Consider the following 14,941-nt stretch of genomic DNA (forward strand, 5'->3'; position numbering starts at 1 on the left):
CGTGCAAGATTGGCCGCGACCATGACAAAGTTCGCGCCACCTTCGAAGAGCCTCGAAGCCCGCCTGATCGAGCATCTGCGCGCCATGGCCACGCATCCGGCGGCGGCAGGACTCGCCGACGACGCCGCGCATCTGGGTGACCTTGTCCTCAGCCATGACACGATCGCGCAAGGCGTCCATTACCGCCCCGAGGACCCTCCCGAGAGCGTGGGCTGGAAGCTCGCTGCGGTAAACCTGTCCGATCTTGCAGGAAAAGGCGCCGAACCCGTCGGAGCGCTCCTCTCGCTCACCATCGGCGACACGCCCGACAAGATGCAGGCTGGGGAGTGGGAAGAGCGGTTCCTTTCGGGCGTCGCGGCGGCGGGGGAAAGCTATGGACTTCCGCTCTTGGGCGGGGACACGATCGCTTTGCCTCCGGGCGCGCCGCGCGTCCTCGGCATGACCGTCATCGGTCGCCGGACGGATGCCCCGCGACGCGACGGCGCCAAAGCGGGAGATCATCTCGTGGTCGTGGGGACTCTGGGCGATGCGATGGCCGGGCTGGCACAACTCGTCGCCGACGCAGGCGCCTCGGGCGCGCTCGTCGACATCTACCACCGACCCGTCCCCCAACTGGCCGCAGGCGGCGCCATCGCGGCACGCGTCAATGCCATGATGGATGTGTCCGACGGCCTGCTCCTCGATGCCCGCCGGCTCGCCGCGGCCTCCGGACTGGCCGCCGAAATCGACCTGGCGAGCGTTCCCTTGAGCCGCGCGTTCGTCGAAGCGCGTGGCCGCGGCCGCGACGCGCGCCTTTTCGCCGCCACGGCGGGCGACGATTATGCGCTGCTCGCCGCGCTTCCCGAGCAGGGCGTCGAAGCCTTAAGACTTTGTTTACCGCCTCGCACCATCATGGCCACCGTCGGGCGATTGGCGTCCGGCACCGGCCTTGCCCTCTTCGATGGCGACGTGCCGGTCGATCTGCCCGAAAGGCTCGGCCATGAACATCACGGCACTTGATCTTCGCCGCGCCGTCATCGGGATCGCGGGCCTCCTCTCGGGGAGCCTCGCCGCACTGCTGCTCGTCTAGCCGCTTGCGCCTGCCGAACTTCCCGTTACACCTGTTGCCCTGATTTAAAACGGGGACCTCTCCGGGTCACGTCAGTTGGGGGACAAAAAGCATGAATTTGGTTCTGATCGCGCTCGCCTGCGGGGTGTTCGCTTGCCTCTATGGCATCCTGACCAGTCGCCAGGTGCTGAGCGCACCGGCGGGCAATGATCGCATGATCGAGGTGGCGGGCGCCATCCAGGAAGGCGCCAAGGCCTACCTCAAGCGCCAGTATACCGCGATCACCATCGTGGGCGTGATCGTCGCCGTGCTGGTTCTCCTGTTCCTCGGCGTCGTCGCCGCGATCGGCTTCATCATCGGCGCGGTTCTTTCCGGCCTTGCAGGCTTTATCGGCATGAACGTTTCGGTGGGAGCCAACGTGCGCACCGCCCACGCCGCCTCCAACAGTCTCCAGGCCGGCCTGACGATGGCGTTCCGCTCGGGCGCGGTCACGGGCCTCCTGGTGGTCGGCCTCGCATTGCTCGCGATCGCCGGCTTCTTCGCCTATCTCATCGGCCCCGCCGGTCTGGAAGCGGACAGCTCCACCGTCGTCATCGGCCTCACCGCACTTGCGCTCGGGGCGTCGCTCGTGTCGATCTTCGCGCGTCTCGGGGGCGGCATCTTCACCAAGGCGGCCGACGTCGGCGCCGACCTCGTCGGCAAGGTCGAAGCGGGCATTCCCGAGGACGATCCCCGCAACCCTGCCGTGATCGCGGACAACGTCGGCGACAATGTCGGCGACTGCGCGGGCATGGCGGCCGATCTGTTCGAAACCTATGTCGTCACCGTTGGCATCACGATGGTTCTGACCGCGCTGCTGCTCGGCGGCGTCGTGGGCGACCTTCTGGTGCCGCTGATGGCGCTCCCGTTGCTGATCGGCGGCGCGTGCATCGTCACCAGCATCATCGGCACCTATTTCGTCCGCCTCGGCAGCGGTTCGTCGAACGTGATGGCGGCGATGTACAAGGGCTTCCTCGTTTCGGCGATCCTCGCCATTCCGCTTATCTATCTCGCGATCCAATATGCATTGGGCGACATGAGTGCCCAGATCGGCGGGGTCATCACCGACGTCGATCCCGGCGCGCCGATCGCCGAGGAAGGCACGACGACCCTCGCCGCCTTCACCGGCATGGACCTGTTCCTCTGCTCGATGATCGGTCTGGCGGTGACGGGGCTCATCATCTGGATCACCGAATATTACACCGGCACCAACTACCGCCCGGTGAAGTCGATCGCCAAGGCGTCGGAAACGGGTCACGGCACCAACGTCATCCAGGGTCTCGCGATCAGCCTCGAGGCGACCGCGCTGCCCACGATCCTGTTCGTCATCGGGATCATCGCCAGCTTCCAGCTCGCCGGGCTCATGGGCCTCGCCTATGCGGCAACCGCGATGCTGAGCCTTGCGGGCATGGTCGTCGCATTGGACGCCTACGGTCCCGTCACCGACAATGCCGGCGGCATCGCCGAAATGTCGGGGCTCGATGAAAGCGTGCGCGAGAAAACCGATCTTCTCGACGCGGTCGGTAACACGACCAAGGCCGTCACTAAGGGCTATGCCATCGGCTCGGCCGCGCTTGCCGCACTCGTCCTGTTCGCCGCCTACACGACCGATCTTCGGAAATATTTCCCGGGCTCGGACGTCGATTTCAGTCTCGAGAATCCGTACGTCATCGTCGGACTGCTGCTAGGGGCCTTGCTGCCGTACCTGTTCGGCGCGATGGGCATGACCGCGGTCGGACGTGCGGCGGGTGATGTCGTCGTCGACGTCCGCCAGCAATTCAAGGACAAGCCGGGCATCATGGATGGCTCCGAGCGCCCCGATTATGCGCGCACGGTCGATCTCGTCACCAAGGCGGCGATCAAGGAAATGGTGCTCCCCTCGCTGCTTCCGGTGTTGGCACCCGTCGTGATCTACTTCGCGATCACCGCCGTCGCGGGCCAGGAGAACGGCTTTGCGGCGCTGGGCGCCCTGCTTCTCGGCGTGATCGTGTCGGGCCTGTTCGTCGCTCTCTCGATGACCTCGGGCGGCGGCGCATGGGACAATGCCAAGAAGTATATCGAGGACGGTAATCACGGCGGCAAGGGTTCGGACGCGCACCATGCTGCCGTCACCGGCGACACGGTCGGCGATCCCTACAAGGACACCGCGGGTCCGGCCGTCAATCCGATGATCAAGATCACCAACATCGTCGCGATCCTGCTGCTCGCAGCGCTTGCGGGCGCGGGACATGGCTTGATCTAGTCCAATCGGGACACCATCTGTAGAAGAGCGGGGGCGTGGCGCGAAACCACGCTCCCGCTTTCATTTCAGCGCCTTTGCCGCTAAAGGCGCTTTTCACTCAGACACCATGAAAGGATCATTCTTGGCCAAAGAAGAACTTCTCGAGATGCGTGGACGGGTGGTCGAGCTGCTGCCGAATGCGATGTTCCGCGTCGAGCTGGAGAACGGCCACGAGATCCTCGGTCACACCGCGGGCAAGATGCGCAAGAACCGCATCCGCGTCCTAACCGGCGACGAAGTGCTCGTCGAACTGACGCCCTACGACCTTACCAAGGGCCGCATCACCTACCGCTTCAAATAGGGCCAACGCCCCCCGTGATGAAACTCGTCCTCGCCTCGGCCAGCCCGCGCCGCCGCGACCTGCTCGCGCGCATCCATGCCGCGCCAGACGTTGTCGATCCCGCCGATATCGACGAGGAGCCGCAGCCCGGCGAACTGCCCAAACCGCACGCGCAGCGCCTCGCGAGCGAAAAAGCGGCGGCGGTCGCGGCGCGGCATCCCGATGCACTCGTGCTGGCGGGCGATACGGTCGTCGCGGTCGGTCGGCGCATTCTCCCCAAGGCGGAGGACGAGGCGACCCTGCGCGAATGCCTCGAATTGCTCTCGGGCCGCCGCCATCGCGTCTATACCGGCACCTGTCTCGTCCATCCCGACGGCCGCATATGGGAGCGCACCGTCGAAACCATCGTCGTCATAAAGCGCCTGTCCCGCGAGGAGATCGAGGCTTACGCCGCGATGCCCGAGGAATGGATGGGCAAGGCCGGCGGTTATGGCCTGCAGGGCTATGGCGAGGTCTATGTCCGCTTCATTCACGGCAGCCATTCCAACGTCGTCGGCCTTCCGGTCGGTGAAGTGCGACATATGCTGAAGGCCGCCGGATACGATCTGCCGTGAGCGACTGGATCCTCGAACACGGCATCGGCGAAACGCGCGCCGCACGGCTCGATGCCTCCGGCGCCATCGTGGAAGCCCGAGTCCGACGCGACGGCGTTACGCCAGCCGGCACCGTCCTCGATGCCAAACTGCTCGCCATCGCACCGCGTGTGACAGTCGAGGCGAAGGGAGAACAATTCCTCCTTCCACGCGGTGCCAGCGGCATCTCCGAGGGTGCCACCATGCGAATCCGCGTCACGCGTGAAAGCATCGGCACCGAACCCTGGAAGCGCGCGCTTGCCGTCCAGACCGACGAGGATGCAATGGACGCCCCCCCGCTCGCCGAGGGCGTGGAGAGCGTCATTCACGGCTGGGACGAGCTGCTCGAAGAGGCCCGCACCGGCCTCGTCGATTTCGATGGAGGCCAGCTCCGCATCGAACCGACTGCCGCCATGACCATGATCGACGTGGACGGCTGGCTCGTTCCCGACAAGCTCGCGCAAATGGCCGCCTGGGCCACCGCCACCGCCATCCGCCGCCTCGACCTCGGCGGCGCGATCGGGATCGATTTCCCGAGCCTCGAGGGCAAGACCGCACGGCAGAAAATCGGGTCGATCCTCGACAGCTATCTGCCGGACGGATGCGAGCGCACGCAGATGAACGGCTATGGCTTCGTGCAGGTCGTGCGGCCCAAAACGCGCGCCAGCCTGATCGACCTCGCAAACGACCGCGCCGCGTTCGAAGCCCGCGCGATGCTTCGGCGCGCCGCGTCCCACGTGGGCCCCGCCACGCTCCACGCCCACCCCGCCGTCATTGCGGCTCTCGAGGCCCGTCACCACTGGATCGACGCGCTTTCCCGCAAGACGGGCGGCGGTGTGACCTTGAAGGCGGACCCGGGCCTCGCCATGTCGGGCGGGTATGCCGGCTAAGCCTTCGACCTGTCCCGTCTGCAAGAAGACGACCGACCCCGAACATCGCCCGTTCTGCAGCCGCGGCTGCAAGGATCGCGACCTGTTGGCGTGGCTCGGCGACGGCTATCGCATTCCCGGCCCCAGCATCGTCGAAGAAGGGCTGGACAGTCCTCCTGAGGATAGCTAGACGGCCCACTCGCTGGACCGCTCTTCCCGAGCGGCGTCAGATGCCCAGGTAGCTCAGTTGGTAGAGCATGCGACTGAAAATCGCAGTGTCGGCGGTTCGATCCCGTCCCTGGGCACCACTTCCCCCCATCAGTCTTCGAGCCTCGAACGCGCCTCGGCGATCGCCGCGCGCACGCGTTCGGGCGCGGTGCCTCCGAAGCTCGTGCGCGCGGCGACCGAGGCATCGAGTCCGAGCACGGTCCTGACGTCGGCCGTCAGTCGCGCATCCACATCGGCAAGCGCTGCGGCGTCGAGGTCGGCCAGGTCCACCCCGCGCCGCTCGGCCAGCGCCACGACCGCGCCCGCGACGTGATGCGCCTCGCGGAACGGCACCTCTTTTTCGCGCACGAGCCAGTCGGCAAGGTCGGTTGCGGTCGGATGACCCGCGCCCGCCGCAGCGCGCAGACGTTCGGGCACGAAGACGAGCGTCTCCATCATGCCGGTCATCGCCTTCAGCGACAGTGTCAGCAGGCCCCGCACTTCCAGAACGGGCGGCTTGTCGTCCTGCAGGTCCTTTGCATAGGCGAGCGGGAGACCCTTGAGCATCGTGGCGAAGGCCACCAGCGCTCCCAGCACCCTCCCCGAATGGCCGCGCACGAGTTCGGCGGCATCGGGATTGCGTTTCTGCGGCATGATCGAACTCCCCGTCGACCAGGCGTCGGGCAATTTGACGAAACCGAAGGGCTGGCTCGCCCAGATGACGATCTCTTCCGCCAGCCGTGAGAGGTGCAGCGCCGAAGCGGTCGCGGCCATGAGATAGTCGAGCGCGAAGTCGCGATCGCTGACCGCGTCGATCGAATTGCGCATCGGGCGATCGAAGCCGAGCGCCTGCGCCGTCGCCTCGCGGTCGATGGGGAAGGATGTGCCGGCGAGCGCGGCGGCGCCCAAAGGACATTCGTTCATCCGCATGGCCGCGTCGCGGAAGCGCGAGCGGTCCCGTCCCGCCATCTCGACATAGGCCATGAGATGGTGCCCCAGCGTCACGGGCTGTCCCGACTGAAGGTGGGTGAAGCCCGGCATGATCGTGTCGCAATGCTCCTCGGCGCGGTCGAGCAGCGCGTGCTGGAATGCGCACAGCATCGCGTCGGCTTCCGCACAGGCCTCGCGCACGAACAGGCGGAAGTCGGTGGCGACCTGGTCGTTGCGCGAGCGGGCAGTGTGGAGCCGTCCCGCAGCGGGGCCGATGATCTCGGCGAGCCGCGCCTCGACATGCATGTGAATGTCCTCGAGCGCCGGATTTTCGGCCACCCCGTCCGCTTCATATTCGGCCGCGACCGCGTCGAGCCCGTCCGCAATGCGCGCCGCTTCGTCTTCAGCGATAATGCCTTGAGCGCCCAGCATCGCGACATGCGCCTTGCTCGCGCGGATGTCCTGCCGCCAGAGATGCTTGTCGAAGCCGATCGACGCGTTGATGGCCTCCATCACCTTGTCGGGCGCGCCGTCGAACCGGCCGCCCCACATCGGATTTGCGCCCTCGCTCATGCGTCCATCGCCTCGCGCTGTTTGGCCACCGTGCGCAGCCGCAGGGCGCGCAACTTGATGAAGCCCTCGGCATCCTTCTGGTCGTAGCTGCCCGACCCTTCCTCGAAGGTGACCAGATCCTCGTCGTAAAGCGAATAGGGGCTGGTGCGCCCGACCACGGTCGCGTTGCCCTTGTAGAGCTTGACCGTCACCTCGCCCGTCACCGGTCCCTGGCTGGCATCGATCGCCGCCTGCAACATCTCGCGTTCGGGCGCGAACCAGAAGCCGTCGTAGACCAGCTTGGCGTAGCGCGGCATGAGTTCGTCCTTGAGATGCATCGCTCCTGCATCCAGCGTCAGGCTCTCCATCCCTCGCCGCGCGGCAAGCAGCACGGTGCCGCCAGGCGTCTCGTAGATGCCGCGCGACTTCATGCCCACCTGGCGGTTCTCGACCAGATCGAGCCGCCCGATGCCGTTCGCGCCGCCCAGTTCGTTGAGCTTTGCGAGCAGCGTCGCGGGCGACAGCGTCTCGCCGTCGACCGACACGGGGTCGCCCCGTTCGAACCCGATCGTCACGAGCGTCGGCGTGTCGGGCGCCTCTTCGGGGCTGACGGTGCGCTGGAAAACATAGTCGGGCGCGTCGACCGCGGGATCCTCGAGCACGCGGCCCTCGGACGAGGAGTGCAGCAGGTTCGCGTCGATCGAGAAGGGCGCCTCGCCGCGCTTGTCCTTGGCGATCGGGATCTGGTGCGCTTCGGCGAAGCCCAGAAGATCGCCGCGCGACCTGAACTCCCAGTCGCGCCACGGCGCGATCACCTTGATGTCGGGATCGAGCGCATAATAGCCGAGTTCGAAGCGCACCTGGTCATTGCCCTTGCCGGTCGCGCCGTGACAGACCGCATCCGCGCCAACGCGTGCTGCGATATCGACCTGCCACTTCGAAATCAGCGGCCGCGCGATCGAGGTGCCGAGCAGATACTGACCCTCGTACAGTGCATTGGCGCGGAACATCGGAAAGACGAAGTCGCGCACGAATTCCTCGCGCAGATCCTCGATGAAGATATTCTCGGGGCTGATGCCCAGAAGTTCGGCTTTCCGTCGTGCTTCCTCGACCTCGCCGCCCTGCCCGAGGTCGGCGGTGAAGGTCACCACTTCGGCGTCATATTCGGTCTGCAGCCATTTGAGCATGATCGAGGTATCGAGGCCGCCCGAATAGGCGAGGACGATCTTCTTGGGGGGATGGGTCACGGCGTGGTTCCTTTGGAAAGGGCGGCGGCGAGCGCGTTGGGACTATGTCCGTCGCGCACCGCCACGAAGAGCGTGTCGTCGCCGGCGATCGTGCCGACGACGCCGGGAAGGTCGGCGGCATCGAGCGCCGCGCCGACGACATGGGCCGAGCCCGGCTTCGAGCGGACGACGACCATGAACCCGGTCGCCTCGGCGCGCACGACCCACTCGGAGAGAATCCGGTCGAGATCATTGGTGCGCGCATCGAGCTCGGAAAGCTGGTCGGGCAGCAGGTAAGCGGTTTTGCCGTCCTTGCGGCCCTTCACCGCACCGATGGCGTCGAGATCGCGGCTGACGGTCGCCTGCGTCGTCGGATGCCCCGCATCGGCGAGCCGCTCCACCAGTTCCTCCTGACTGGCGACGCCGCCTTCGCGCAGCATCGTCTCGAGCGCCCGGCGTCGATCGGAAAGTTTGCTCATTTGCGGTACTCCAAAATCCACGACAAGGCCGCCCGGGCGCTGTGACGGCGGTTCTCGGCCTGTCGCCACACCGCGCTTTGCGGCCCGTCGATCACGGATGCGGTCACTTCCTGTCCGCGAATGGCGGGCAGGCAATGGAGAAAGTGCGCGTCGGGTCTGGCGCGGGCCATCAGCGCATCGTCGACCGCGAAGGGGGCGAAGGCGGCAAGACGCGCCGCACCTTCCTCGTCCTGGCCCATCGACACCCAGACGTCGGTGTAGACGATCTCGGCGCCCGCTACCGCGTCCGCGGGATCGTGATGCGCCTCGACGCCTTCCAGCGCTGCGGTCTCGGCATCGAAACCGTAACCCTCGGGTGCGGCGAGGCGGAAGGTCGCGCCCAATTTGGAGGCTCCTTCGGCAAGGCTGCGGGCGACATTGTTTCCATCGCCGACGAAGGCGATCGTCTTGCCTTCGACCGATCCCGTCAGTTCCTTGATCGTGAGCAGGTCTGCGAGCCCTTGAAGCGGGTGCGCGATGTCGGACAGCATATTGACGACCGGCGTATCGGGCACCGCGGCCTGCATCGCCTCGAGCACGCCATGGTCCTTCACCCGCGCCGCGATGAGCGCGTGATAGCAGGCGAACGTGCGTGCAACGTCCTCGACGCTCTCGCGGCCGCCGATGCCGACCTCGTCGGCGCGGACCGTGACGGGGTGTCCGCCCAGATCGACGACCGCCATCTCCATCGAGTGCCGCGTACGCGCCGAGGGCTTCTCGAAAAGAAGCGCCGCGCCCTTGCCCTCGAGCGGTCGCCCCACATCCCCGCGCGCGCGCTCGAGGATGGCCCGCAGATCGTCGGCGGACAGTTCGGCCAGCGTCAGCATCGCGCCATTCCTTCCTTTGAAATCATCGTGCCGATCCCCTCGTCGGTCAGCATTTCGATGAGCAGCGAGTGGGCGATCCGCCCGTCGAGAATATGCGCACGGGGCACACCGCCCTCCACCGCGTCGATGCAGGCGGTCAGCTTGGGGATCATCCCTTCGCCAACGCCGCCCGACCCCAACATCGCCCGCGCCTCGTCCGGCGTGAGCCGCTCGATCAGGCTTCCAGCGTCGTCGGCATCGCGCAAAAGACCGGGGGCGGCGGTGAGATAGACGATCTTCTCCGCATCGACCGCCGCCGCGATAGCGCAGGCAGCGGCATCGGCATTGATATTGAACGGCTGGCCGCTTCGATCCGCACCGACCGTCGATACGATGGGGACGAGCCCTTCGTCGAGAAGGCGGGTCAGCAACGAGGCGCGCACATGCTCGACCGTGCCAACGAAGCCGAGCGCCGGATCCATCTGCCGGGCGACGAGCAGGCCGCCGTCCTCTCCGGACACGCCGACCGCCACGGGGTCGTCGTTGGCCTCGACATTGAACTTGGCGACGAGATCGCGATTGACCTTGCCGACCAGCGTCATGCGCACCGCCTGCAGCGTTTCAGCATCGGTGACCCGCAGCCCGCCCGAGAACTTCCGCTCGATGCGGAAGGCGCGCAGCGTCTCGTCGATCTGCGGCCCGCCGCCGTGAACCACGATGCAGCGCACGCCAACCTGGCGGAGCAGCAGGATGTCCTGCGCGAGCGCCTTGTCGACCTCGGCGTCGATGGCGTTGCCCCCCAGCTTGACGACGATCGTCTTCCCCGCGAACCCCTTCACGTAGGGCAGCGCCTCGACGAGGATCGTGGCGGTATCGGCCGGCGTGCGTCCGCCGATCCGGTGACTGCCGGTCGCAATTCCGCTCATGACGTCACCACATTTTCCTTGATGTAGCCCGGGCCGAGATCGATTCCGATCGTCGTCGTCGACGCGCTGCCGACGCCCATGTCGAGCAGGATCTCCACCTCGTCCTGCTGCATGTGCGCGAGCACGGCGCCGCCATCGTGCGGCACCTCGATGCCCGCTTCGGCAACCGCGGTACCGCCATAGGCCACGCGCGAGCGTTCGATATCGATCGCAACGCCGCAGCTTCCCGCGGCGGCGAGAATCCGGCCCCAATACGGGTCGGCGCCATGCCAGCTGCACTTGACGAGATTGTTCTCGGCGATGGCCTTGGCGCAGCGCCGCGCGTCCTCCTCGCTCGCCGCGCCTTCGACCGTCAGGTGGACGATCTTCGTGACCCCCTCGGCATCGCGCGCCATCAGCAGCGTGAGTTGGTTGCACAGCTCGGTCAGCGCCGCCTGGAACTCGGCCTTGTCGACCGGCCCCGCGCGGCCGTTGGCGAGCATGAGGACCGTATCATTGGTCGAGGTCGCCCCGTCGACATTGAGGCGATTGAAGCTCGCATCTGCCGCTTGGCGCAGCATCGCGGTCATCTCGTCGGGCGACAGTTCCGCATCGGTCGTGAGAAAGGCCAGCATCGTCGCCATGTCGGGCGCGATCATGCCGCATCCTTTCGCCATGCCGCCGAGCGTGAAATTGGACCCCTCGACGACCGCTTCCTTGGGCACATGGTCGGTGGTGAGGATCGCGCTTGCCGCCTTGAGATGGGCGTTCTTCGACAGCGAGGGAGCCAGCGCGCCGATGCCCGCCTCGATCTTCGCCATCGGCAAGGGCGTGCCGATGATCCCCGTCGAGCAGACAAGGCAGTGCGCGGCGTCGGTGCCCAGAGCCTGTGCGGTCGCGGAGGCCATGGCCTTGGCGTCGGCAAGACCCTTGTCCCCCGTGCCGGCATTGGCATTGCCTGAATTGACTACGATCGCGCTGGCCATGCCGCCATTGTCCGAAAGTTGCTTGCGCGAAAAGGTGACGGGCGGCGCGACGAACTTGTTGCGCGTGAAGACCCCCGCGGCAGCGACGGGTCGACCATCGTCGGTGGCGATGATCGCCAGGTCGCGGCGGCGCTGCTTGACGCCGCAATGCATCCCGCCCGTCACGAACCCGGGCGCTGCGGTGACGCTCATGGCCACATTCCTTCACGCGGAAGGCCCGTGGCTTCGTCGAGCCCGAGCATGAGGTTGGCGCATTGGATCATCTGTCCGGCGGCTCCTTTCACGAGATTGTCGATGGCGCCGAGCGCGAGAATGCGGCCGGTCCGCTCGCAGCGCCGCGCGGTCACATGCGCCAGGTTGCTTCCCATGACCGCTTTGGTGGACGGCGGCTCTTCCGTGACGTGGATGAACGGTTCGTCCGCGTAGGCCGCGCGCAGCACGTCGAGCGGGTCACCCGTTGTCGCCGCCATCGCATGGCAGGTGACGAGGATGCCGCGATCCATCGGGACGAGATGCGGCGTGAACAGCAGCTCCTGTCCGAGCGCCATCTGCATTTCGGCGGTATGACGGTGGGTGAGAAGGCCATAGGCGCGCACCGAAGCGTGGACATGGTTGAAATGGGTCGTCGCGGACGGGGACTTGCCCGCCCCCGAAACCCCCGACAGCCCGTCGACCGTCAGGCTCCCCGGCTCCAGCAATCCGGCCCGGACCAATGGCGCCAGGGTGAGGATCGCCGCCGTGGCATAACAGCCTGCGGCCGCGACCGCCTTGCTCTTGCCGATCGCGTCGCGGTGGAGCTCCGGAATGCCGTAGGCGAAGCGGCCGAGCAGGTCGGAAGCGCGATGCGCCTCGCCATACCAGCGCTGGAATTCCTGCGCGCTGTCGAGGCGAAAGTCGGCGCCCAGGTCGACGAAGGTCACGCCCGCGTCCAATATTGTCTCGGCGAGATCCTGCGTAGCGCCGTGCGGCAATGCCGCAAACACGACGTCGACGTCGGCAAGCCGCAATGGGTCGTAGGGTTCGATCACGGCTGCGCCGTGCGCCGCGAGATGCGGATGCACCTCGCCCAGCGCACGGCCCACGTCGCCTTGCCCGACGAGGATCGATGCCTCCATCGCAGGGTGGCCCGCGAGCAGGCGACACAATTCGCCTCCGACAAAGCCACTCGCTCCGAGAATCATGGTCCGATAGATCGTCATGGCGCGCCATATGCATAACCCCGCACGCAAGTTCAATAGTTATGCACTAAACAGCATATTTATGCGGTTGTGGTGCGACTGCGGGAAACGGAGGGAACAGGACGCTCCGCTCGCTCGCTTGCGAAGCACTGGCCAGCAGGAGATGCGCGATGTGCGAAAAAGATTCCTTCCTCGATACCGAGCTACTCAATCTCAGCCGACGTCGCTTCGCCGCTCTCGGATTGGCGACCACGCTGGCCGCATGCAGCAATGTCGGCGGCCGGCCGGGGCGGTCCGGGCTTTCGGAACGCAACGTGTCGATCACGACCCCCGATGGGGTGATGGATGCCTTTTTCGTCGCGCCGTCGGGTGTCGAAAGCCAAGCGGTCATCGTGTGGCCCGACATCGCATCGCTGCGTCCCGCCTTCGAGGTGATGGCGCGGCGAACCGCGTCCACCGGACGTGCGGTGCTTGTCGCCAATCCCTATTACCGTGACACGAAGGCACCCCAGTTCGCCGATTTCGCGACCTTCCGGGAACGCAACGGTTTCGAACTTGTCGGCCCGTGGCGCGACAAGCTGACGCCCGAGGCCCTGCGCTCCGACACCAATGCCCTCGTCGATTGGCTCGATGCGCAGGCGCAGGTCGATAGCGATATCGGGATCGTGACCGAAGGCTATTGCATGGGCGGCCCCTTCACCGTCCGCTCCGCCGTCGCGCGGCCCGACCGCGTCCGTGCCGCAGCCAGTTTCCACGGCGGCGGTCTCGTCACCGACGCAGCCGACAGTCCCCACCGGCAGCTCGATGAGACGCAGGCGCGCTTCCTCTTCGCGATCGCGCAGGATGACGACGCCGAAAGCCCCGACGCCAAGCGTGCGCTCCGCGCCGCCGCCCAAGCAGCCGGTCGGCCCGCCGAAATCGAGGTCTATGCGGGCGATCATGGCTGGACGGTTCTCGACAGCCCCGCCTACGCCCAGGCCGCCGCCGAACGTGCTTACGGACGCAAGATCGCGCTCTACGACGCCGTTCGCAGCGCCTAGATGCGCGTCGCCATCGTCGGCGCGGGGATCGCCGGACTGGCCTGTGGGCGCGCCCTCGCCCGGCACGACGTCCAATTGTTCGACAAGGGGCGCGGTCCCGGTGGGCGGATGGCGACGCGCCGGGTCCCGCGCGGCGATACGACGCTGCACTTCGATCATGGCGCGCAATATTTCACCGCGCGCGACGACCGCTTCCGAGCGGTTGTAAAAGAGTGGGAGCGCGAGGGGGTTGCCGCACGCTGGCCAGCCGCGGGAAGCGAGGCCTTCGTCGGCACGCCGTCGATGAATGCCCCCGTCAAAGCGCTCGCCGAACGTGCCGATGTCCGTTTCGAGACGAAAGTCGATGCCGTGGAACGGCGCGGCGCTTCATGGCATCTCGTCGGCGATGGAATCGCAGGCGCCCCCTTCGATGCGCTCGTCGTCGCCGTTCCTGCCGAACAGGCCGCCCCTCTTCTCGAAGACCATGCGCCCAACTTCGCGGACTGTGCGCGGCGCACGAACTCCTCGCCCTGCTGGACCGTGATGGCCGCCTTTGCCGAGCCCCTCCCGCACGGTGACATCCTGCGCGATGCCGGGCCGATCGGCTGGGCAGCGCGCAACAATGCAAAGCCCGGTCGCGGGGAGGAAGAGTGCTGGGTCGTGCAGGCCGGTCCGGACTGGAGCGAGGCCCATCTCGAGGACGATCCAGCCGACGTCGCAGAAACGCTGATGGCGGTATTCCGCGAACGGACAGGCGCCGCCGCGCGCCCCGAATATCTTGCCGCGCACCGCTGGCGCTACGCCCGGTCGGGAAGCGCGGATCGCGATTTCCTGATCGACGGCGAGAAGCGGCTCGGCGTCTGCGGCGACTGGATGCTCGGGCCGCGGGTCGAGAATGGCTTCGTTTCGGGCGACCGCCTCGGCGAGGCCTTGGGCGAGGTCCTCGACTAGTGCGCCCGCGTCCCGACCCTGTGCGCCCCGGCCAGGAGAGTGTCTGGGACTATCCGCGTCCCGCCATCGCCGAACCCACGTCGCGCCATATCCGCATCGCGCATCGCGGCGTGACGCTTGCCGACACGCGGCGAGCCGTACGAACATTGGAAACGAGCCACCCGCCCACCTATTATCTTCCGCCGGACGATATCGACATGGCGCTGCTCGAACACGGCAAGGGACGGTCCTTGTGCGAGTGGAAAGGGCAGGCGCGCTACTGGGACGTGCTGATCGGCGATGAACGCTTCGAGAGGGCCGGGTGGGGCTATCCCGATCCCTCTGCGTCGTTCGCGGCGTTGAAAGACCATATCGCCTTTTACGCGGCGCCCTTCGACACCGTCCTGGTGGATGGCGAACAGGTCACGCCGCAACCCGGCGGGTTCTACGGCGGCTGGATCACCGCTGATCTCGCCGGCCCGTTCAAGGGGGTGCCGGGAAGTCGCTTCTGGTGAGAAGCGCTCTAGGTTTCGGC

16 protein-coding genes and 1 tRNA gene are annotated in these 14,941 nt (G+C 66.7%); 10 read left to right on the forward strand and 7 right to left on the reverse strand.

Going from position 1 to position 14,941, the window contains the following annotated elements; translation table 11 throughout:
- The first annotated feature begins 21 nt into the window (after nt 1–21).
- The 7 genes from thiL (at nt 22) to WJS89_RS06770 (ending at nt 5,457) form a co-directional block, all read left to right on the forward strand.
- A complete protein-coding gene (gene thiL / locus WJS89_RS06740; RefSeq protein ID WP_346340183.1) occupies nt 22–999 on the forward strand; it encodes a thiamine-phosphate kinase in 978 nt (325 codons plus the stop codon).
- 161 nt (nt 1,000–1,160) lie between these two features.
- Nucleotides 1,161–3,329, forward strand: coding sequence for a sodium-translocating pyrophosphatase (locus WJS89_RS06745; RefSeq protein WP_346340184.1), 2,169 nt, complete (start codon nt 1,161–1,163; stop codon nt 3,327–3,329).
- 121 nt (nt 3,330–3,450) lie between these two features.
- Nucleotides 3,451–3,669 (forward strand): translation initiation factor IF-1, encoded by a 219-nt coding sequence (infA, locus tag WJS89_RS06750; RefSeq protein ID WP_147042814.1) that lies wholly within the window; start codon nt 3,451–3,453, stop codon nt 3,667–3,669.
- Nucleotides 3,670–3,686: 17 nt separating this feature from the next.
- Nucleotides 3,687–4,262, forward strand: coding sequence for a Maf family protein (locus tag WJS89_RS06755; RefSeq protein ID WP_346341178.1), 576 nt, complete (start codon nt 3,687–3,689; stop codon nt 4,260–4,262).
- Nucleotides 4,259–5,170, forward strand: coding sequence for a ribonuclease E/G (locus WJS89_RS06760; protein WP_346340185.1), 912 nt, complete (start codon nt 4,259–4,261; stop codon nt 5,168–5,170). The genes WJS89_RS06755 and WJS89_RS06760 overlap by 4 nt, the downstream gene beginning before the upstream one ends.
- On the forward strand, nt 5,160–5,339 hold the full coding sequence (locus WJS89_RS06765) for a DNA gyrase inhibitor YacG (protein WP_346340186.1): 180 nt from the start codon (nt 5,160–5,162) through the stop codon (nt 5,337–5,339). Before WJS89_RS06760 ends, WJS89_RS06765 begins: the two co-directional genes overlap by 11 nt.
- A 42-nt stretch (nt 5,340–5,381) precedes the next feature.
- A tRNA-Phe gene (locus WJS89_RS06770) sits at nt 5,382–5,457 on the forward strand.
- Nucleotides 5,458–5,467: 10 nt separating this feature from the next.
- On the opposite strand, the gene argH is transcribed toward WJS89_RS06770, so the two are convergent.
- The 7 genes from argH to argC are packed head-to-tail and all read right to left on the reverse strand — an operon-like array spanning nt 5,468 to nt 12,478.
- The gene (gene argH, locus WJS89_RS06775) at nt 5,468–6,838 is read right to left on the reverse strand and encodes an argininosuccinate lyase (protein WP_346341179.1); all 1,371 of its coding nucleotides are present in this window, start codon (nt 6,836–6,838) and stop codon (nt 5,468–5,470) included.
- Nucleotides 6,839–6,855: 17 nt separating this feature from the next.
- Nucleotides 6,856–8,085 carry an argininosuccinate synthase gene (locus WJS89_RS06780; RefSeq protein WP_346340187.1) on the reverse strand — a complete coding sequence of 410 codons (1,230 nt, stop codon included), beginning with the start codon at nt 8,083–8,085 and terminating at the stop codon, nt 6,856–6,858.
- Nucleotides 8,082–8,543 (reverse strand): arginine repressor, encoded by a 462-nt coding sequence (locus tag WJS89_RS06785; protein WP_346340188.1) that lies wholly within the window; start codon nt 8,541–8,543, stop codon nt 8,082–8,084. The genes WJS89_RS06780 and WJS89_RS06785 overlap by 4 nt, the downstream gene beginning before the upstream one ends.
- Nucleotides 8,540–9,409 carry an ornithine carbamoyltransferase gene (argF, locus tag WJS89_RS06790; RefSeq protein WP_346340189.1) on the reverse strand — a complete coding sequence of 290 codons (870 nt, stop codon included), beginning with the start codon at nt 9,407–9,409 and terminating at the stop codon, nt 8,540–8,542. The genes WJS89_RS06785 and argF overlap by 4 nt, the downstream gene beginning before the upstream one ends.
- Nucleotides 9,403–10,314 (reverse strand): acetylglutamate kinase, encoded by a 912-nt coding sequence (gene argB, locus WJS89_RS06795; RefSeq protein WP_346340190.1) that lies wholly within the window; start codon nt 10,312–10,314, stop codon nt 9,403–9,405. Before argB ends, argF begins: the two co-directional genes overlap by 7 nt.
- Nucleotides 10,311–11,471 carry a bifunctional glutamate N-acetyltransferase/amino-acid acetyltransferase ArgJ gene (argJ, locus tag WJS89_RS06800; RefSeq protein ID WP_346340191.1) on the reverse strand — a complete coding sequence of 387 codons (1,161 nt, stop codon included), beginning with the start codon at nt 11,469–11,471 and terminating at the stop codon, nt 10,311–10,313. The genes argB and argJ overlap by 4 nt, the downstream gene beginning before the upstream one ends.
- The gene (gene argC / locus WJS89_RS06805) at nt 11,468–12,478 is read right to left on the reverse strand and encodes an N-acetyl-gamma-glutamyl-phosphate reductase (RefSeq protein ID WP_346340192.1); all 1,011 of its coding nucleotides are present in this window, start codon (nt 12,476–12,478) and stop codon (nt 11,468–11,470) included. Before argC ends, argJ begins: the two co-directional genes overlap by 4 nt.
- Before the next feature lie 149 nt (nt 12,479–12,627).
- Here argC and WJS89_RS06810 point away from each other — a divergent pair, with 149 nt between their 5' ends.
- From WJS89_RS06810 to WJS89_RS06820, 3 genes are read left to right on the forward strand one after another with little or no spacing between them, the layout of a single operon-like run.
- Complete coding sequence (locus WJS89_RS06810; RefSeq protein ID WP_346340193.1) at nt 12,628–13,497, forward strand: dienelactone hydrolase family protein; 870 nt, start codon at nt 12,628–12,630, stop codon at nt 13,495–13,497.
- Nucleotides 13,498–14,427: an NAD(P)/FAD-dependent oxidoreductase gene (locus tag WJS89_RS06815; RefSeq protein ID WP_346340194.1), complete on the forward strand. Its 930-nt coding sequence runs from the start codon at nt 13,498–13,500 to the stop codon at nt 14,425–14,427.
- Nucleotides 14,427–14,921, forward strand: coding sequence for a DUF427 domain-containing protein (locus WJS89_RS06820; RefSeq protein WP_346340195.1), 495 nt, complete (start codon nt 14,427–14,429; stop codon nt 14,919–14,921). The genes WJS89_RS06815 and WJS89_RS06820 overlap by 1 nt, the downstream gene beginning before the upstream one ends.
- Nucleotides 14,922–14,941 lie beyond the last annotated feature (20 nt).

The organism is Sphingomicrobium aquimarinum, from assembly GCF_039655735.1.
GTDB lineage: Bacteria > Pseudomonadota > Alphaproteobacteria > Sphingomonadales > Sphingomonadaceae > Sphingomicrobium > Sphingomicrobium aquimarinum.

Excerpts from the sequence above, each read along its gene's own strand:
- argH (WP_346341179.1), bottom strand. The coding sequence starts at position 6,838 with ATGTGGGGCGGCCGGTTCGACGGCGCGCCCGACAAGGTGATGGAGGCC.
- argF (WP_346340189.1), bottom strand. The coding sequence starts at position 9,409 with ATGCTGACGCTGGCCGAACTGTCCGCCGACGATCTGCGGGCCATCCTC.
- argC (WP_346340192.1), bottom strand. The coding sequence starts at position 12,478 with ATGACGATCTATCGGACCATGATTCTCGGAGCGAGTGGCTTTGTCGGA.
- WJS89_RS06765 (WP_346340186.1), top strand. The coding sequence starts at position 5,160 with ATGCCGGCTAAGCCTTCGACCTGTCCCGTCTGCAAGAAGACGACCGAC.
- WJS89_RS06785 (WP_346340188.1), bottom strand. The coding sequence starts at position 8,543 with ATGAGCAAACTTTCCGATCGACGCCGGGCGCTCGAGACGATGCTGCGC.
- WJS89_RS06810 (WP_346340193.1), top strand. The coding sequence starts at position 12,628 with ATGTGCGAAAAAGATTCCTTCCTCGATACCGAGCTACTCAATCTCAGC.
- thiL (WP_346340183.1), top strand. The coding sequence starts at position 22 with ATGACAAAGTTCGCGCCACCTTCGAAGAGCCTCGAAGCCCGCCTGATC.
- WJS89_RS06755 (WP_346341178.1), top strand. The coding sequence starts at position 3,687 with ATGAAACTCGTCCTCGCCTCGGCCAGCCCGCGCCGCCGCGACCTGCTC.
- WJS89_RS06745 (WP_346340184.1), top strand. The coding sequence starts at position 1,161 with ATGAATTTGGTTCTGATCGCGCTCGCCTGCGGGGTGTTCGCTTGCCTC.
- WJS89_RS06815 (WP_346340194.1), top strand. The coding sequence starts at position 13,498 with ATGCGCGTCGCCATCGTCGGCGCGGGGATCGCCGGACTGGCCTGTGGG.
- argB (WP_346340190.1), bottom strand. The coding sequence starts at position 10,314 with ATGAGCGGAATTGCGACCGGCAGTCACCGGATCGGCGGACGCACGCCG.
- argJ (WP_346340191.1), bottom strand. The coding sequence starts at position 11,471 with ATGAGCGTCACCGCAGCGCCCGGGTTCGTGACGGGCGGGATGCATTGC.